General features: G+C 46.0%; 12 protein-coding genes and 2 pseudogenes. 4 read left to right on the top strand and 10 right to left on the bottom strand.

Annotated features, from left to right (window positions below):
• Nucleotides 1-14 precede the first annotated feature (14 nt).
• The 4 genes and pseudogenes from OVA33_RS15165 to OVA33_RS15150 all read right to left on the bottom strand — a co-directional run.
• Nucleotides 15-5,057 (bottom strand): annotated as a pseudogene (locus OVA33_RS15165) (amino acid adenylation domain-containing protein); the annotation flags it as partial.
• Between the two features lie 479 nt (nucleotides 5,058-5,536).
• Complete coding sequence (gene dacB, locus OVA33_RS15160) at nucleotides 5,537-7,012, bottom strand: D-alanyl-D-alanine carboxypeptidase/D-alanyl-D-alanine endopeptidase (RefSeq protein ID WP_017417931.1); 1,476 nt, start codon at nucleotides 7,010-7,012, stop codon at nucleotides 5,537-5,539.
• An 18-nt stretch (nucleotides 7,013-7,030) separates the two neighbouring features.
• Nucleotides 7,031-7,999, bottom strand: a complete 969-nt coding sequence (locus tag OVA33_RS15155) for an aldose 1-epimerase (protein WP_022553248.1) — start codon at nucleotides 7,997-7,999, stop codon at nucleotides 7,031-7,033.
• Nucleotides 8,000-8,113: 114 nt separating this feature from the next.
• A complete protein-coding gene (locus OVA33_RS15150; RefSeq protein ID WP_017417933.1) occupies nucleotides 8,114-9,502 on the bottom strand; it encodes an MATE family efflux transporter in 1,389 nt (462 codons plus the stop codon).
• 228 nt (nucleotides 9,503-9,730) lie between these two features.
• On the opposite strand from OVA33_RS15150, the gene OVA33_RS15145 reads away from it, so the two are divergent.
• From OVA33_RS15145 to OVA33_RS15130, 4 genes are all read left to right on the top strand, one after another.
• Nucleotides 9,731-10,273, top strand: a complete 543-nt coding sequence (locus OVA33_RS15145; RefSeq protein WP_017417934.1) for an IseA DL-endopeptidase inhibitor family protein — start codon at nucleotides 9,731-9,733, stop codon at nucleotides 10,271-10,273.
• A gap of 342 nt (nucleotides 10,274-10,615) precedes the next feature.
• On the top strand, nucleotides 10,616-12,442 hold the full coding sequence (locus OVA33_RS15140) for a T7SS effector LXG polymorphic toxin (RefSeq protein ID WP_065180828.1): 1,827 nt from the start codon (nucleotides 10,616-10,618) through the stop codon (nucleotides 12,440-12,442).
• Nucleotides 12,443-12,457: 15 nt separating this feature from the next.
• Nucleotides 12,458-12,898, top strand: a complete 441-nt coding sequence (locus OVA33_RS15135) for an SMI1/KNR4 family protein (protein ID WP_024085400.1) — start codon at nucleotides 12,458-12,460, stop codon at nucleotides 12,896-12,898.
• A 192-nt stretch (nucleotides 12,899-13,090) separates the two neighbouring features.
• Nucleotides 13,091-13,816, top strand: a complete 726-nt coding sequence (locus OVA33_RS15130; RefSeq protein ID WP_123117860.1) for a hypothetical protein — start codon at nucleotides 13,091-13,093, stop codon at nucleotides 13,814-13,816.
• A 570-nt stretch (nucleotides 13,817-14,386) separates the two neighbouring features.
• On the opposite strand, the pseudogene OVA33_RS15125 reads toward OVA33_RS15130, so the two are convergent.
• The 6 genes and pseudogenes from OVA33_RS15125 to OVA33_RS15100 form a co-directional block, all read right to left on the bottom strand.
• Nucleotides 14,387-14,869 (bottom strand): annotated as a pseudogene (locus tag OVA33_RS15125) (peptidoglycan recognition protein family protein); the annotation flags it as partial.
• A 48-nt stretch (nucleotides 14,870-14,917) separates the two neighbouring features.
• Nucleotides 14,918-15,340: a phage holin family protein gene (locus tag OVA33_RS15120; protein WP_123117862.1), complete on the bottom strand. Its 423-nt coding sequence runs from the start codon at nucleotides 15,338-15,340 to the stop codon at nucleotides 14,918-14,920.
• Nucleotides 15,341-15,391: 51 nt separating this feature from the next.
• Complete coding sequence (locus OVA33_RS15115) at nucleotides 15,392-15,580, bottom strand: XkdX family protein (RefSeq protein WP_043867136.1); 189 nt, start codon at nucleotides 15,578-15,580, stop codon at nucleotides 15,392-15,394.
• Nucleotides 15,577-15,939: a hypothetical protein gene (locus OVA33_RS15110; RefSeq protein ID WP_063636435.1), complete on the bottom strand. Its 363-nt coding sequence runs from the start codon at nucleotides 15,937-15,939 to the stop codon at nucleotides 15,577-15,579. The genes OVA33_RS15115 and OVA33_RS15110 overlap by 4 nt, the downstream gene beginning before the upstream one ends.
• Nucleotides 15,936-17,213, bottom strand: coding sequence for a phage baseplate upper protein (locus OVA33_RS15105; protein ID WP_123117353.1), 1,278 nt, complete (start codon nucleotides 17,211-17,213; stop codon nucleotides 15,936-15,938). The genes OVA33_RS15110 and OVA33_RS15105 overlap by 4 nt, the downstream gene beginning before the upstream one ends.
• A gap of 16 nt (nucleotides 17,214-17,229) precedes the next feature.
• Nucleotides 17,230-19,791 carry a peptidase G2 autoproteolytic cleavage domain-containing protein gene (locus OVA33_RS15100; RefSeq protein WP_106067981.1) on the bottom strand — a complete coding sequence of 854 codons (2,562 nt, stop codon included), beginning with the start codon at nucleotides 19,789-19,791 and terminating at the stop codon, nucleotides 17,230-17,232.
• Nucleotides 19,792-19,799: the final 8 nt, after the last annotated feature.

Genomic DNA, 19,799 nt, shown 5'->3' with positions numbered 1-19,799 from the left:
CATGATGAAGTAAACAACAGTCTATCTTCCGGCGTAAAATCAATATAATTGCTGTTTTTCACAAGGCGGATCACGCTTCGCTGTTCAATCATGACGCCTTTTGGCGCACCTGTTGATCCGGACGTATAAATCATGTAGGCCAATGATTCAGGTCCGCCGAGCGGTTCGGGATTTTCCGAACTCAAGCCGGCCTTTGTTTGAATATCCTCTATGAATAAACGTTTTCCTGAAAGCGGCAGACCGTCAAGTTTATCAGATTGGAGAAGAATATCAGCTTTACAGTCTTTAAGCATCCATTCAGCCCGTTCCCGCGGCACATCGTCACCGATAGGCAAGTAGGCGCCTCCCGCTTTTAATATTCCGAGGATTCCGGAGGCAAGCTCTGTTGTGCGGCCGGTTAGTAAGGCGACAACGCTTTCCGGACCGACGCCATTTGATCGGAGAGCCGCCGCTATTCTGTTAGCCCGTTCGTTCAGCTCACGGTATGTCAAGATTTGTCCATCATATACAACTGCCCGGGCATCGGGGGTTTCTTTTGCCTGCCGCTCAAATAAACGGCTGATGGTTTCGTGTCTTGGGTAATCGCTTTTCGTCTGATTAAACTGATAAATGACGCGATTTGTTTCAGCATCATCCAGTACGTGAATGTCACCAAGCGGTATCGCTTGGTTTTCAATTACTTTTGTAAGAATACGGGTAAAATAAGAAAGCCATTTTTCAATTGTCTGTTTTTGATAGATATCTGTATTGAATTCAAAATCAAAGCTGATGGAACCGTCAGACCCTTCTGACGCGTAAAGCGTGGCATCAAACTTTGCGGTTTTATGACTTGTATCCGCAGCTTGAGCCAAATGCAGCTTATTTAACACCAGGGATTCATGCTCCATATTTTGGAGCACAAACATCACATCAAACAGCGGATTGCGGCTTGTGTCCCGCTGCACGCCAAGCCGTTCCACTAGCTCTTCAAACGGATAGTCCTGATGTTCATACGCCTCAAGCGCGGCCTGGCGGACTTCCGCCAAATAATCAGTAAACCGTTTGCCTCCTTTCGGCTCCGTTCTGATGGCGAGCGTGTTGACGAACATGCCGAGAATCGGTTCAAGGTCTTTGTGCGGACGCCCGGCAATCGGCGAGCCGACGATGATGTCTTCCTGTCCGCTCAATCTCGCGAGCAGCGTATTGTACGCGGCGAGAAGAACCATATACAAAGTGGAGCCGTGATCCCGGGCGATGCGGTGAAGGCCGGATGCCGTTTCAGCGTCAAGCGTGCACGATACGCTGCCGCCCGCAAAGCTTCTGACAGCCGGACGGGGCTTGTCAGCCGGAAGCTCCAGCACCGGAAGCTCTCCTTCTAGCCGCTTCAGCCAATACGCTTCCTGCTTCTGATACCCTTCTTTCTCCTGAAACGACCGCTGCCAGACGGCATAGTCTTTATATTGAAGGCGCATCGGCGCAAGCGAACGGCCTGCGTACAGCTCGCCGAATTCTTTTATCAAGGTGTTGACGGACACACCGTCAGAAATAATATGATGCATATCCGTTAATAAAAGATGGTGTTCTTCCGATTCTTTCACGAGGGCCGCACGGAAGAGCGGCGCTTCCTCCAGACAAAACGGCCGGACGAATGCGTCTGCTGACTCGGCCTCATCGAGCTGAAACGGCACGCTGTCATGAATGCGCTGCACCGGTTCGCCGTCAGGCCCCGTTTCAAAGGACGTTCTGAGCGACTCGTGCCGCTCCACAAGCTGCCGGAACGTCTCCTCCAGCCGGCTGCGGTCAAGCGGGCCCGTCAGTTCCAGCACAGCCGGCATATTGTAGCCGACACCGCCGTCTTCAAGCTGCTGGAGCACATACATCCGTTTCTGCGCCGAAGACACCGGGTAGGTATCTTGTGTTTGCGCAGGCTGAATCGCTTCATACGGGCTCTCTTCCAAGTCCTGAATAACCGAAGCGAGCTCTTCCACCGTCGGCCGGGCGAAGATGTCCTGTAACGGCACCTGAACACCGAACTCCTTGGCGATGCGGGAGACGAGAGCCGTCGCTTTTAACGAATGGCCGCCCCGCTCAAAAAAGTGATCCCGGATGCCGACGGGTCCGTTTTTCAGCACCTCTTCCCAAAGGGCGCAAAGCTTCATTTCCGTGACGTTCCGCGGGGCTGTGTACGCCCGTCTGTCTGCCGATCTGCCGGGAGCCGGCAGCGCGCGGCGGTCAAGCTTTCCGCTCGGCGTGACCGGCCATTCGCTCATCTCTATAAACTGAGCCGGCATCATGTAGGCCGGAAGGCGTGCCGCAAGCTCCGCCCGCACGTCATCGCTTTTTCGTCCTTCAATATAGGCGTAAAGCGCGGTTTCGCCGTGTTCGGTCCGGGCGGTGACCGCCGCCTCACGAATGCCGTCGATGCGCCGGATCGCCGCTTCGATCTCCCCCGGTTCAATCCGGTAGCCGCGGACTTTCACTTGTCCGTCTGAACGGCCGAGCCATTCGACAAGGCCGTCTTCTGTCCATCGTGCGATATCACCCGTCTGATACATGCGTTCTCCCGGATAAAACGGATCATCGAGAAAACGCTCCTCCGTCAGCTCAGGCCGGTTCAGATAGCCGCGGGCCACTCCTGTCCCTGCGATGTACAGCTCTCCTGCCACGCCCGCAGGCTGGATGGTTCCCCCGCTATCTAATACATACAGACGGGCACCAGGAACGGGTTTTCCGATCGGAAGCCGCGTCCGTCCGCTGTCCCGTTTTCGGTCACAGACGTAAAAGGCCGCATCGACCGTCGCTTCTGTCGGTCCATAGCCGTGAATAAGCATGGTCTCAGGCAGAAGATCGGCAAACCGGGAAGCCGTAAGCGGGGAAAGAGCTTCCCCTCCGGCAAACACGCGTGTCAGTGTTCTGCCGAGGCGTGTTCTTGTTTCTGCAGGCTCTGTTTCCAGCGCGTCTAAAAAGCTGTTGACCATCGCCGGAATAAAATGCGCGGTCGTCACCTTTTCTGAGGCAAACGCTTCAATCATCCGCACAGGATCTTTCTCCCATCCGGCAGGAAGCAGATACACGGAAGCGCCGGACATCGTCCACCAAAACAATTGCCAGATGGAAGCATCGAAAGAAAAGGATGATTTCATCACGATAATATCCTCTTCCGTCAACGGGAACTGCCCTTGCATCCCTGATAAAAAGGCGGCGGCCTGACGGTGTTCAACAGCCACTCCCTTCGGTGTTCCCGTCGAACCGGACGTATAAATGATATAAGCGAGCGAATCGCTATCCGCTTCTTCAGAAACAGCCCCTGTCTCCGTCTCGCCTGTCAGAGCAGAAAGAGACACTTCAAGCGTCTCGCCGGAAAAACCGGAAACGGATAACCCCGGCTGTGCAAGCAGGAGACAAGCGCCGCAGTCATCGAGCATATAACGCAGCCTGTCCTCAGGATACTCCGGGTCAAGCGGCACGTAGGCGCCGCCCGCTTTTAACACGGCAAGCACTGAAACCACCATCTCCGGCGAGCGTTCAGCGAGCACGCCGACCATGCTTTCTTTGCGGACGCCTTTTTGTCGGAGCCAAACAGCGAGTCTGTCTGTGTACTGGTCAAGCTCGGCGTACGTCAGCATACCGCCCGGAAAACAAAGCGCCGGACGATGCGGCGAAAGCGCGGCACGGCGGGTGAACAGCCCGTGAAGCGTCGGAGCCGGCGGTTCAACCGCTTCTGTACGGTTAAACGAAGATAACACCCGTTTCTTTTCTTTTTCATCCGCCATATCAATATGCCGAATCAGCCGGTCTGGATTTCTAACGGCATTTTCAACGATCGTCAGCAAATGAGTTTGAATGCGTTTAATTGATGTTTCAGTAAATAAAGCGGATTGGTAATCAAAATTCAGCTCAATCAATCCCGTATCTGTCCGCTCCTTAATTAAAATGGAGAGCTCGTTTGCGGTATGTCCGCTGAAAAACATGGCCGTTTCATAATCGAAACCTTCTGCCTGACGCCACGCGAGAGGCTGGTATTGCATCGAAATCCCGATGATATTTTGCAGGTCATGATGAGTCTGCCTTAATTCATTCACAAAAAGATTAGATTGTAAGGATATTTCTGGTGCCGCATAACAGACAGCTGCTCTTTTCCTACGCTGCGGACAAAGGACAGGAACTCTGCATCAGGATCTGCCGTCATTCTGATCGGCAGTGTGCTGACGAACATGCCGAGCATATCCTTTTCGAGCCTGGAGCCCCGGTTTCCGTAATAAGTGCCGATGGCAATATCCTTTTTAGCCGTCAGACGGCTGATGCATATGTATAACGAAGCCATAAACAGAGAGATGATGCTGATATTATTTTCTTTGCAAAAAAGCCGGATTGATTGTTCTAAGGAGTGAGAAAGAGTGATTGTATCTCTGGAAGCCGCAGTGCTTTGTCTAAGATGAGAGGTTCGTTCCGCCAGTGAAAGGTGTTCCGGAACGGTTCGGTATGTTTCAGTCCAAAATGAACGGTCCTTTTGAAAACGGGAAGACTGTAAGTATTGCTGTTCTTTTTCCATGTAGCTGAGATAGGAAGGCCTGTGATGTTCAGCTAAATCCTCGCCCCGCATGATCTTTTGGTAGATATCAATGAGCTGGTTGCCGAGCAGGTTGAGCGAGATGCCGTCCATGATAATATGGTGAAATTTTGAATAAAGCCAAACTTCTTCGTCTGACATGACAAGCAGAGTAAATTGATACAGAGGTGAATGAAACAGCTTGAACGGAACACGGGTCTGCGTGTCAATCCATGCGTCCCGCTCTGAGTTATCAGTATGAGTAAAATCAACAGTCTCTAAAGAAATCGGCCGATGTCCCGCCAGATACAGCTGGGGTTCTGATCCGTCCCCTTCTGTCAGTTGAAACCTGAGCGAATCATTTTGCGAGATAGAAAAATCTAAAGCATGGCGCAGTACGTCAAAATCAATGTCCCCCCCTGAATTTGACGCATGCCGCGAGATTGCAGATACTTGTGCCCGGTTCGAGCAGCTCGGTAAACCACACTCTTCTTTGTGCGTGAGTTAAAGAATAAACAGTGTTCTTCAATGGAATCCCTCCGCTTCAATTTAAGAGGATAAGAAAGTGAAATAATTACAATTAAATTTCGACAGCATATGACTAAATCATCCATATAAGCATTATTTTAAAACATATTTTAGAAATCACAATAAAAAATTAAATTTTCTCTAACATTTTTTAGAATATAGTATATATTCCTCACTTCATTTCTTCATTTCTATATCTTTATACCATGTAAAACGGTATGTATGCACACTGCAAACTGGTTCTTAAACACTATAATAAGGAATAAAATGTATAATTAATTGCGCTTTTAAAAAGGTTTTTCCTCCTGAAAAGAAGTTTCATGTTAGAAAATGAAAAATCGGTGAACAAGTAAGAAAGTAGCATGTAAAAAAAAGGAAGTGTATTGCGATATTACTTTTTGAAAAGATTGATTCATAATCGCAATATAATGTTTTACAGACATCAAAAAAAAGCCGAACCCTCTAAGGATCCGGCCCTTCTTATTGATTTGCCAGCACGACTGCGATTTTGTCTTCAATGTCTTTTCCGTCATCTTCGTCAATCAGCCCGTTTTGAAGCACGGAAAAAATAAGCGTATCTCCTGTTTTTGTGTCTGCATAGCCGGCAATCGAACTGACTGATGTTAGTGACCCGGTTTTCGCTTTAATTTTGCCCTCTGCCGGAGTATTCTTCAGCCGGTTCCGAAGAGTGCCTCCCGTCATTCTGTCGCTTGCACCGGCGACAGGGAGCGAACGAAGGAAAGCCGGGTACCACTTTTCTTTCTGAACCGCATACAAAAGCTCTCCGATTTGGCCGGCGGATACGCCGTTAATATGAGAAACGCCGGATCCGTCTCTTGCAATCAATTCATCCGGATTCAGCCCGAACGATTTGAGCTCCGATTTCATCACGTCCAAGCCCTTTTCCCAGCTGCCCTCCCCTTTTTTCACTTTTCCCATTTCCTTGATCAGAATTTCGGCGTGCCCGTTGTTGCTCAGTTTCATAAACGGAATCAATAATTCTGAAAGAGGCATGGATGTCCGTGATGTGACAAGTTGGGTGCGGTGCGGCATTCTCCCTGTTCTGATTTTCCCTTTTACAGTTATACCCTGTTTAGTAAGCGCTTGTTTCCATAAATCTAAAGCATAGGACGACGGATCCCACACCGCCGCCCATTCTCTTGCCTGTGCCGAGCCGACAGGTATGGTTCCCTTTATCGTAATCACATTGCCACCGTGCTCCCGTTCAACCGTCAATTCTTTCTTTTCATCAGAAGCGACGGTTTTCACTTCATTTTTCACACGAACGACGTCCGTATGGGGAGAAATCGAAATGCGCGGCTTTTTACCGGGCTGTTTTGCCGGGCTGATTTCCGCAATCACCGTTCCGGTATCATAATCCTCATTTGGGGAAGCGGTAAGAGCTGATACTTGCGCACCATAATATTGGCCTTCATCGCTCCACGGAAGATCAACTGAATACCTGGTCTCGTCATACCACGAGTCATCCCCGACCAGATCTCCTTTAATGACATGGATGCCTCTGGCTTTGACCTGTTTAGCCATCTTCTCAAAATCAGAAACCAATAGGGTCGGATCGCCTTTTCCCCTGAGATAAAGGTTTCCGCGCAGCTGTTTTCCTTTCACGGCGCCGTCTGCCCGTACTTCTGTCTTAAAGGTGTAATCTTCTCCGAGAACGGAAAGCGCCGCAGATGCCGTCAGCAGCTTCATCAGTGATGCAGGCCTCAGCCGCATATCTTCCCGGCTGCCGAACAGCACCTCCCCTGTTTTTGCTGACCGGACACTGACGCCCGCTGAAGCCCCCTTTAAAGCAGGTTCTTCATCCAGAATGTGTTCCAGCTCTTTTTGCAAAGTATTTTTTTGTTCAGCCGCCTTAGCCGCATCATCAATATAAGGAACTGCGGCAATGATCAAAAGCAGAATCACCGCGCTCAAGCGTTTCACATATATTTTCAATGTTATCCCGCCTCTTTCCTATTCTTCGTCATGCAAAATGGTGATCCTGGATGACGCAGCCGCTTCTTCGCCCGGTTTCAGAATCTGAAGCCCTGTCAGTGATGCAGGCTGATTCAGATTAAATGCATCTGTAACGGAAGTATAAGGCTCAAGACTGACAAACCCCTGCTTTCCGTCACCGTTATATACTACCCAATGCTTGAAAGACGTGTCTGCCTGATACAAAACGGATAATTTCTCATCCGGATGAGAAATAACAGCTTCGTTATTGCCGCCGTTCCGTCCGGAAGAAAGAAAAACATCGTCAAACTGTTTATTTTTCAAAGACATCCCATGACGGAACGCTTCTTTATCAGGCACATCCAATAAACGGCCCGTCGGCACGAAACGTTCATTTAATTCCCACATGCGGTCAGCCGTCAGAAAAAGACGGGATCGCTCTTCATTGAAAACAAATGTGGAATGATAGCCGAGCCCCCAAGGAAAAGCCTCCGTTCCATTGTTGGTAATCAGCGCCCGCTGCGTAAACACATTGTCTTTTAATGTATAGGTCATCCGGACAATGACATCGTGCGGAAATTGTTTATGAACACGGGGAATCTTTGAAAGATCAATTTCTGTTTCGACTGTCATTCCATCCCCCTCTTCTTTCGCTGCCGCCGCTTTCCAATGCTGATTGTGAAGAAAGCCGTGAATATGATTATGTTTATCCTCTTCGTTTATCTCGAATTGATACGCGCGGCCGTCAAAACGAAACGTCCCGTCCGTAATCCGGTTCGGCGGGAATAAAACGGGAATGCCGTACAGCATCGGTTTTGCGCGGAATTGCTCCGCAGTTTCCGGTTCTCTGAGAAGCCGCATACCGGTTCTTTTATCCCGAAGCGATATGACATTTGATCCCCACTCCGGCACAATGATGCATTCAGCCTGATCAGTCTCCGCTTTTATGGCTGAAACCCCTAAATAAGTCGTATGTTCAATCGTCATAAGCACCTGCCCTTTCCTTGTTTTCTAGCATGTATAGGAATTCCATTTTCTAAACTCATTTTCCTGCTCTAAAAAAACATCGCCCGTATGAACTGAGCGATGTGCGGTAAAACCTTATTGAATCAGCCGGGTAATCTGTTTTTTCTTCCATACAAACCGGTAATATCCGTATTGCAGCAGCAGGCTGATGACAAAAGCCGCCGGATAACCGACCCAAATGCCGAGAATGCCGAGATTCGTATAATGAGAAAGAATAAAGGCCACAGGCACTTCAATTCCCCAAATCGCAAAAATGCTGATAATCGTCGGCCATAACACCGTACCGCTCGCCCGCATTGTTGCTGAAACGATCTGAGCGTGACCGAAAATCAAATAGCTCCAAAGGGTAATCATAATCAGATTGCGGGCAATGTGGAGTGTATCCTGATCTGTTAAAAACAAAGCCAGTATCTGCCGGGAGAAGGTGTAAATCAGCAGGATCAACACCCCGCCGATCAAATAATTCAGGCCGATGCCGACTTTGATGACCTGTTTCAGCCGGCCGAATTGATTGGCGCCAATGGATTGGGCGGCAAAAATTGAAACGGCGATACCGAGGCTTACCGCCGGCATCTGCACATAACTCGCCACTTGGTTGACGACCCCGTAAGCAGCCGTCGCGTTTGATCCGTAATGATTGACAAATGAAATGACCGCAATTTCAGAAAGTGACACGAGAATCATATTGATGCTCGACGGAATACCGAGACGGAGTAAAAGCGCGAGCAGCTTTTTGTCCATTTTAAGAGAACGGAGCGCAGTCCGGTCAAATGCCAATGGATGTTTTCTTTTCCGTAAATAAACCATGAGTACGATAAATGTCACGATGTTTGAAATCACGGTTGCATACGCCGAACCGTAAATGCCGAACTTCGGAAGTCCGAAAAGCCCGAGAATCAATAAGGGCAAAAGCCCGATGTTTATGACTGTACTGACGATTAACGTATAAAACGGAGTCTTTGAATCTCCCGTTCCGCGTAAAAATGTCGTATACGCAAAATATAAAAACATCAGCGGCATTGCGCAAAACAAAATGCGCGCATATCGGACACTGACATCTATTACGTTTTCCGGCGTTCCCATCAGCCGCAGAATATCAAGCGTAAACACACTGCCGACAACTGCCAGAACAACACCGAGCATAAAGGTAAAAGTCAGTGTAGTGCCGACAATCGCCTTCATCCTCTCTTCGTTTTTCGCGCCGTAAGCCTGCCCGATCAAAATGGAACTTCCCGAACCGATTCCGATCGTAAAGGAGATCAGCAGAAAAAACAGCGGAAAAAAAGACGATACGGCGGCAAGCGCATCAACTCCGAGCCACCTTCCGACAAATACCATTCCGACCAATTGGCCGACAGATTGCAATACATTGCTTAAAAGCAGCGGCACTAAAAACAGTGACATCGATCGCCAGACAGACTGGCCGCGGCCTTCCGCTGTTTCTAAATGATCTTGTACTTCCATATGTAGGACTCCTTTTTTGATTTTCTTCCATTTTATTATTCAGCAGACAGCTTGTAAAAACCTTTTGTTCAATGAAACTCTTTATCTTTTTCTCACGTCTTACATGGAAATAAACCATAAAAATAAAAAGTCCGGAAAATATTTCTGAAAAGGTATTGTAATCTTACCGTAATTATTGTAACATTTGTAACATAAGAGAAAGAGATTGATTGAAGGAGAGATTATATCATGAAAAAATGGCTATTATTCCTCACTACTATTACATTGATTCTGTCACTGGGCACTGCGGCGACCGCAAAAAATGCACCTAATGACCTTACACAAAAACAAGCGCTTCAGCTGGCCCTGTCAGCGAGAGAACATTTCTGGAACACAATGAGCGGCGGTTCGCTTAAATCAAACGCAAATTGCACTTCTGAACCGTTTGAATATCAAAATCTGCAATATGTATTTATGTGCAAAGACCTCGGAACAAAAGCGAAAGCCGTAAAATATCTGACACCCGCTTTTACAAAGCAAGCGATTGACAAAGGGCTCAAAGATTACCACTTCACTGTAAAAGACGGCAAATTGGCTGTTCCGGTCGGCGACGGAGATAACCTCCTGAATTGGAAAAAAGCAAAAATGACTCTTCTTTCTAAAAAAGGAAGCGCTCAAACATACCGCTTCACTGTACCGACTCTTGACGGTTCTCCGTCAGCAAAACGCGATGTAACATTCGTAAAAGAAAACAACGTTTGGAAAGTCAATCAATTTGATGCTGTCATATAAGAAAAAGCCCGCTTGCTTACAGCGGGCTTTTTTCACATCATTTCCACCAGGTTCTCACAAAATATTCAACTCAAAAACCCCTTGTATAAAAAGGGGTTTTCTGTTTTGCCGACATTATTAATCTGCGCCTATCTTATACAAAAAACGCTCTAGGAGAACGTACAATATACCTCTATATACGTTGATATATAAGCTTTTTTAACAATGCTTGTGCTAAATTTGCGAAAAATATTTTAAGTGTTTTTATCTGTGTGAATTTCGAATTCTTAAAGATATTTATTTTACTCCGAGTTTCAACGTGGTAAAATTTTGAATAACATTTTATCGCGAAAGGATATGAGCATGAAAATCTTTGAAGCAACCACCCTGCTTTCTGCCGCTAAACAACGCGCAAACGAATATAAAGAACTCCGCGGCCAGATGGTTAACCTGAAAAAAGCATTTCAAGGCATGGCTGATCTCGGTGACGGCGATTTCTCTGGCCGGGGCGCAGATAACATCAAAGCCTTTTTCCAGGACCACGCCGGCGTCACAGACAGCTGGCTTGATCTGATCGATATGAAAATCGCATTTCTCACAAGCCTTCCCGGCAAAGTCGAAGACGCAGGCCTTTCCGAATCTCATGTAGAAGAATCTTTTCTGGAGCACGAACTCACCCATGCCCTCAGTAAATCAAAGGCGATTATGGAAGAGCAGAAAAAGGACATGCGCTCCATCCTCGGAGAGATCGAAGACATCATCTCGCTTGATCTGTTTTCAACCGAAAACACGGATCAGAAGCTCTCTTCAGCTGACAAAAAAAGAAGCGAAACCATACATAAGCTCGGCAAGCTTGATCACGATTTAACGAAAGAATACGCAGAAACCGAAGCGAACGAACAGTTCATCCAAGCTGACTTCCAGCAGCTTCAAAACGCCACGGGCAAAGGAAAAAGCGCAACTCCGCTTCATTACAATGCCAAGGCGTACCGTGAAAGCGACATCCATAAGAAAAAAGGCGAGATTGCTAGGCATTCGGATGCTTACCTTACGATTAAGAAAGAAGAAGCAAGAGAACGTGAGGTTGAAAAACTAAAAGAAAGGCTAAACAATTTCGACTATGCGAATGCCGATGAGTTCTACTCAATGGCTAAAACAATCGGCTATGAAAACCTGACAAAAGAACAGCAGCGTTATTTCACTCAAATTGAAAACACGCAAGAACTCACAGACGGTTTCAAAGGGGTTGCAGTCGGCCTTTATGATGTTGGGAAAGATACTGTGTTAGGTCTGAAAGACCTCGCTGTCGGCGCCTGGGACTTTTATCAGCTCTCTGATGAACAAAAGGTTGTTAAAACGATTTCTACCGTATTGAATACTCCGTCTTACGCAAAAATCATATGGACAAACCTAGCCGATTCGTGGAATGATCAAATGGTGAATGGTGATACGTACTCTCGAGCGCACTATGTCTCCTATGCGGTGGGCAGCCTTGTCGGCCTGAAAGGTGTGGGCTCGACGGTTAAAGTATCAAACAAACTCGCAAAAACAGGCTTCTCCAAGGTGGGAAAATTATTGGAGCCTGGCGCTGCAAGCCATGTACACACAGGAATAAAAAACGGAACAGACTATATCAACTCTTTATTGAAAAATAAAAACGAACCTGCCCTTGTTGGAATAGCAAAAGATATTGAAAACACCCATAATGTAAAAAACACCCCGCTTTTAAAGAAAGAAATTCAAAAAAAGCAAGATATGCTGACACAGGCCGCGCCGTTCACACATAAAGATGCCTTTGGAAATACAGTAACAACTAACTTAAAAAATGGTCATTTAAAAAATGATGTGCATCCTATAACAGGTATACCCTATGATAAAGATGGTTTTCCAATATTTGAGCCCGTTGCAGAAGTGAAAATTGATAAGTCATTATATCTTGAAAAAGATACTGTACAGTTTAAAAAAGCAACCGAACTCCTGTTGCAAGAAATCAACAAAAATCCCGAGTTGAAAAATCACTTTACAGAAATGCAGTTGAAGCAAATTTTAAAAGGGAAAAAACCAAAAGGGTTTACGTGGCATCATCATCAAAATGAAGGTATAATGCAGCTAGTTGATTCAGATATACATGGTAAAACAGGTCACACTGGTGGAAGAAACATCTGGGGCGGAGGTTCCGAATACAGATAAAAGGAGAGTAATAACATGGTTGAATGGGATTTCGGAGAACATCCTATCAGTAACGAAGAAATTCAAGAAGTAGAAAATACGCTACAAGTAAAGTTCCCAAAAGATTACTTAGAATATGTCAAAAGTTATTCTGGCGCAACACCAACTCCTGAGACTTTTGATTTTGAAGGAAGAAAAGGGATTGCTTTCGGATACTTACATAGTTTTCATGAGGATAGTGAGTCATACATAATAAACGTTTCTAATCGTTATCGAGACGGCAGAATGCCTGATAAAGTAATTCCTATTGCTGATGATGTGTTTGGTAATGAGATCTGTTTCGATTTTAGAAAGAATCATAGTAATCCCCCTCTTGTTTTTTGGGATCATGAAATTGCATTTGAAAATCCAGAGGGGGCTCTGAGTCATATATGTAATTCGTTTACGGAATTGGTAGATAAGCTCTACGAAGAATAGAAACAAAAAGTCCATATAAACAAAGCCCTTCCCTTTTGAGAAGGGTTTTTTGTTATTTTGATAATATTTCCAGTATTGCTTTTGTCTTCGGTTCGCAATTCCATTCATTATCAAATCCTTTACAAAGCATAGAAATGAATCCTCCTTTGCTTTAAAATGTAAACGTTCGTTTTAAAATAAGAGGGGGATCATATGATTATTCTTGGTATTGTTGCAACATTAGCAACCTTTGTCTTTATTACAGCATTGATTTTTATCTTCTTTGAAAAAACTAAGAAAATAGGTAAACAAATAGCTCCAATAAGCCTTGTTTTGGCTTTATCTCTTTTTTTTATTATGGTTACGTTAAATCGAGATTCTCACAAATCCAAAACCGAGGATGTCACTGCTGCCACAGAAAGCACTACAGAGGAGCCAATGAATTCTGAAGACGAGGGGGACTCTTACGTTCAGAGCGTTGAGGATAGCCAAAAAGAATTTAACTTTAGTCTTGATGAATTTGTACAAACTTTCAATGAAACTGCCCAAGATATTGAAAACAATGACCTTAGCCTAATTAATAAAGATGATATCGGAGATTTTAAACTTACCGAAGTCAAAGATGTTACAGTTTACACAAGAGAGCTAAAAACAGATACTGATGGCTCCGGTGGAAATTTCACTTTGGCAGCATGGTATGACAACAATCATAAATTCTACCGTTTACAGTTAAGCACCTCTGGTTCAGATAATATGGCTTCTCCAATAGGTCTGGCTAATATATTTGCTGTTTTTCAAACTTTAGGAATTGATGAAGATCATTTATATGACCTTTTAAAAAGTGACGAAGAAATTCTTAATGCAATTGATGGAGACTACTCTGTTACTATGGCTAAAATTCCATCAATATCGCTAATAATAAATATTGAACCAAAATAAAAACCCCCTCAAAAGGGGGCTTTTTCGTTATTGCTTTACTTAAACCATTTTTCCATATTGTCCAGACACATACCGCCGTTTGCCGCCGTGGATGACTTCCCAATAGCCTTTAGAGTTGTTTGAACCTTTAACAGAACCTGAGATGTTAATTGTCTTGCCGAGACCAATTGTATCCACATTCTTGGCGTTTTTACGGTCTGGTTTGTCCATAATAATGGCTGCACTTTTAACACCAACAATTTTAATTTTGCCTACAGACTTAATACCCCCGCTAGTCTTGTTTGAAGGTTTAGCAGGAGCAGATTTTGAAGGGGTTTTCCCTAACTCTGCATCGCTCTTGATATATCTTACGTTAACGTAACCGCTGTATGTGGCTCCTTTAGAATTGGTATATTTAATGTAACCCCAACCATTTTGAGTCGATCCTTTTTTATATTGGACAGTCGAACCTTTAGGAAGAGCAAGCACAATAGACGAGTTGGCATTGCGTTGAGTTCTCACATTAAGGCTGTCAGCAACAACTGTATTTTTAATATAAGATTCTTTTGTTTTATCAACAGGAGAATTTTTCGTTTTAGACGGGGCGCCGCTGATCCCGGCTTTAAAGGAGTCCCATCTATCAAGGAGCTTGCGTGGACAATACTTGCCGGACCAATGTTGGTGAGGGACCACGTTTGCAAGGGAAATGCCCTGCTCCTTCATGAGCTTTTTGATCAGCCATTGAGCATTCGCCACGGCTTTCTCAAAATCCCCATCGCTATTCTCGCAAATTTCAATGCCGATAGATTTCCGGTTGCCAGTTCCGTGGTTTCCGTCTCCCGCGTGCCATCCGTTTTCATTCAATGGCAGATGCTGATAAATCTCTTTGTCGTCTACTGTAAAATGCCAACTTGTGGCCGTTTCCGGATTCTTTACATAACGGGCGTGCATGGCTGCGTTTGCCCCTTTTGCCGTGTTCGCCGTGTTGTGAACGGTGATGTATGCCGGGTCCATTGCGTATCCCGGTCTGTTATTGTGTCCTACTGGAATAAAGTCCTTTGTGATTTTCACCATGTTTCATCGTCTCCTATTCTATTTTTGGAATTTAAAAAGCCGCTGGATTTACTCAGCAGCTTTGTCCTCTTTTTCTGTTTTCTGATCGTTGTCACTTTCAATTACATGAAGCCGGTCAGTAATGGCGGCCGGAATTTTAACGCCGATCTGCGCTAAATTCTCTGTGATGGAAAGGCCCTCATTTGCAATATAAAAAAGAACGGTTCCAAAGGTAAGGACACCGTTCAGATCCATAATCGTATCAATAGCATTCGCCACAATAACCACAAGGAAACTGAGCATCTTACGCACATAGCCGAACCATGCGCTACGGCTCCGAAGCTCCTTGAATTTCCATGCCTTTATCACACCGGTAATGATGTCAATGATGTTCAGCACCAGCATTAAATCAAGATATTTCACCTCCCCAAAAAGATATGCTCTTGCGATCTGTAAGCTCTCAAAATTCATCCACACGTATATTCCCTCCAATTGTTATCACCTCCTTCGAGGCAAAATAAAAAACACCTCTCCGGGTGTTGATCAGTTTGCGGCGCCGCCTAAATCCACACTGACAGGTTGTTTTGTCATCGGATAGGTTAAGCCGGTTATTTGTTTGTATTGATCTTCTGTAATTCTCCCCCATTCAACAAAACGGGCCACGTCTGCATTACTGTAATACTGCGGCCCCCATCCGTAGATAGTTTTAACGCTTGTAAACCAATCCATCATACCCCTTTCCCTCCCTCCGCCAGCATTAGATACAGATTGGCAATCATTTGCACTTGTGATTCGGCCAAGCTCTGCGCTTCCGCAAGCTGCGTTGTAATGGCCGCATTTTGAGCTTTCAATTCATCGACGGGAGAAGGTGCCCGCCCGCTTTCAATTTGCTTTTCCAGGGCTTTTTTTTCTTCCTGGGTGGCCGCCTCCGTCCATGTCTTCTCAGCGGGATGATACATCGCCTTTATGAAAGACGGAGGCTGGACGGTTGTACAATTCTCAGGGATTGTGTAGTTCCCTTCTTCATCAGGCTCAACCGGAACGGGTTTAGTCAAAATGAAATTTTCATCGTATTCATAAACCTGAATCATGCTGTCCCTCCTTCCTGAAAGCCGACGACCACATCCAGATAGTAGCCTCCGCCCATCTTACTTGAGTCCGCCGGGTCCGGGTATTTTATTTTTAAATCCCCATTATCATAAATGATCAAATCGGCTGTGCCGCCTGTACCACTTAACGGCACTGTTATAACGGAACCGCCAGCAGGTGCGTATTCCGCGGGGATGGAGCCGAATATAATTTCGGCGTCTGTTTTCACATGCCCCCGTAAGATTAAAAACGCCCCCCACTTTGCGTACATCGGTGTCCGCGTCCCTGCGGCGGCTCCATTCTTCAGCATGATGTTGGCATAGGTGGCAGCTCCGTTCCATGTCTTCCGTTCAGCTTTAGAAATATGTCGTTCTTGGTTGTAATTATGGGCCGTGAACTGACGTAATAATTCTTCCAGTTCATCTTTAAAACCCGCTGTGAACAGCTTTGATAATTCTTCTAATGTATCTTTGAAAGGTTTGGTAACATGAATGTCCGTATTATTGGCGTGAGTATTTACCTTCTCTTGCGCCCCGCTTTCTGTTTCTTTACTGTCCCAAGCCTTCCGATCTGCTGAAGAAACATGCTTTTCTTGATCGTTCGCATGGGCGTCTACTTTCTTTTGCGCGCCGGAGGGAGTTTCCTTGGCATTCCACGCCTTTCTTTCGGCAGCTGTAATGTGCTTTTCTTCGTCATTCGCATGTTCATCCGTATAAGCTCTGGCCTTTTCCTCTGCATCATCCGCCTTCTGCTGCGCGCCCTCTTTCGTTTCAATAGCTTCCAGATCGGCAAATTTCTTCTGTAATTCCTCGATAGTCTGACTGATTTCTTCGACGATGCGGTTTATCCCGTCTCTCAGCGTTTCAAAATCATCAATGTAATAGTCAGCTGTCGGAACGATGTTCTGATCCTCTAACGTTTTGGCGATAGAGAAAGTAAAAAATGAAGTCGCCAGCGCTTGGCCGTTTGTGTAATATAGTTTGATTTCAGCCTTAACCGTCCCATAATGCTTGAGTTCTTCATTCGACAACACATATTCCGCTGTGCCATTTACCTTATCAGTGATAGTGAGGCTCTTTTTATAAAACGATCCATCATCATACAGGAGGACAATTTTTGCGTCTACGGCTGACAGTGGCAACGGTACACCGTCCTTTGTAAAAGAAAAAAACAGCTTTGCGCTGCCCGTGTCCTGCGTCATAAATTGTATATTTGTACTCCGGCCATTGATTGGATTTGTATTAATGTTGATCGGCACGCTGCCCGTTTTATACATCGTCGCTTATCCCTCCTTAGTGCTGCGGCGTAACCATCATTTGCGCCACGCCGTATCCTTTTTCTGCATCATACGGGGATTCAAATCTCATCACGGTTCCGTATCCGCCGCTTTCCGCCTTTGTCGCGATGCCGTCAACTGCCGAAACACTGTCACCGACGTTAACGGTATCATCAACGCGCACGTAGACTTGACCAATCAAACCAATAATATGCCACTCGTCTCGTTCCTCTCGTGGCTTGTACTCAGCTTCCGGATCATAGTTCGGGTTCTCAGCTGGAATCGTAATGATGTCGTCGCCGTCAAATACTTCACGGTAGATAATGCCGCCAAATTCATCACGAAGAAAACGATCATTCCAATAGAAGGCAGCTCCGCCAAGCACAACACCGGCAGTCTTGGAAACGACGCCGAGTATCTTATCTCCTTCTCGCGCTTTTCGGATTTTGTCGCCCTCTAATGCTACAAGATAAGACGCCCCTATCTTTGCTCCGTCAGCCGATTCAAAATACTCCGCCAAGTCTTTTAAATTCGACACGCTCTCGATAGCGCCAGTGGCCTTGACTGTTCCGCCCTTTGCGTTAAATTCAATTTTTTTGTTGGCTTCGGAGGCTTTGCCGTTTCCATGTCCTAAAACCATTGTGTAAGATTTGCTGTTCTTAGTGGCCTTGGAGAACATGACACCCGAGGACGGCCCGTCTCCTGTTGTATGAGAATCGTATGAAAACATGACACTGTTACGTGAGCCTTCTGAGGAAGAGCCGCCGGCGTTTCCTGCAAGCAGGTTGCGCTCACCTTTCGCGTACGTCGGCCCTGTACACGCAATAATCGCACTGTATTTCGTAAGTGCATGTCCTGAGCTGGAAGCTGCTCGAAAGCCTCCCTTGACGTTATTCGGAACGACTGAATGTTTTTCTCCGGCAAGGACAGCCGCATCTTTATAGCCGTAAGCTCTGACAAGAAAAATATTGGTCTGGGTGTTCGGGGATGTAATGCCGGCCGTTCCGCTTGCCACATGCATAAGGCCATTTAACAAGTTGACATTATATACGCCACCCCCTATCGCGATGCCGGTTCTTGCGGAATCATGGATAACAAAATCAGAAATAAACACGTCGTCAGTCATCTGATCGCCGCCGGTAATATAGATGTCACAATCAGCCTTTTTAAATCCGGTTATATGCAAGTTGTTTACTGTTATCTTCCTACTCTTATACTGGAAAGCAACGATCGAGCCGTCTTTGTAATCATATGTTGGATCACCTATGGCTTTGAATCCGATAATCTGAACACGCTGGTACGCCGAAACGACAAGGGCTTTCGGAGCTAATCCTTCATAAAGCGAATTATAGACGGGTTCCCGGGATGTGCAATCTACTAACGTCACATCACGAGCCGTCTCGCTCCAAGGGTCTTTTACAAGATGGTGATCAATATGCCGTAAATCAAATGAGCGAACGTCACGAAAAGATTCGTGGCCGCGGATATGAACGTCACAAGGTGCCGGCCATTTCTTGTGGGCTTTTACTTCTACGCCCCGCACATTCCCCTCTGTATAATTATCTATAACCCAGACATGCTTAGAGCCGTCGTCCACTTCAATTCCGTTTGAATTGGCTCCCCCTTTACGGTGTGCAGTGCCGCGGGGGTTCGTCATCACATTATTTGTGATGAAAATATACTCGCTGTAATGGGTCGTAATGCCGTCGTCACCATACCCCGAACCGACACACTTGTCGATCCAAATATATTTGCTCCCCGTTGCCGTGTAATCTTTTGCTGTGATGTCATAAGAAGGCGCTGATACATCGAAACAATGTAAGCCGGGATTAATGCCTTCAACGCCGCGCGCAATACCAAACTTTACTTGTGCGAAAAGAAGACAGCTTGAATGTACACCTCCCGTTGCGCCTACTCCGCCCTGACGATCAGGATTCCAGTCAAGCGACATACCTTCCACAACGATATTCCGGTTGCCTTTCGCATGATCAGCATTTGTGACAACCCACTCACTGGCCGGGGTGTCTTCGTGCAGTTTTAGCGTGGTGACGCCCATGCCCTGGCCGATCAAATATGTCCATGACGGCAGTTTGGCGCCTCTTATGACATATTCGCCGGCTGACAGATTGAGCCGCACCTTTCCGTTTCCAATCGCTCTTTTAAATGCTTCTGTGCTGTCTGTCTCTCCGGTCGGGTCGGCCCCGTAGTCGTCTACGTTAACGTTTCTGGTGATCTTGCGCAGAAGTTTGTTATATTCCTTATCAAGACGCTCTTTCAACAATGGGGCAATTTCCCCATCAGCAGTAACACGGGCATCCACTACTTCTTTTACATTTGTCCCGTCGGCATTAAGAATGAGATTGCGCACCCGATTATAGAGGCCGTCAATATAGGTTCGTAAAGAAAAGCCCCCGTGATCAATTTGCTCAGAAGTATGCGCTGTAGCAGCTTTCTTATGACGGGTAATTTCACTTTCAAGTCCGTTTATGCTACTCTCGATCGCTTCCATATCACCAGATAGCTCATCCTCATAACGAGAGTTTCTAGTGGTATCGTAATTTTTTTTCAACCTCAACACTGTATTCA

This window comes from Bacillus sp. KICET-1 (genome assembly GCF_027721405.1).
Lineage (GTDB): Bacteria > Bacillota > Bacilli > Bacillales > Bacillaceae > Bacillus > Bacillus velezensis.
The sequence above is the reverse complement of the archived record's forward strand: the minus strand, read 5'-3'. Positions and strand labels throughout refer to the sequence as shown.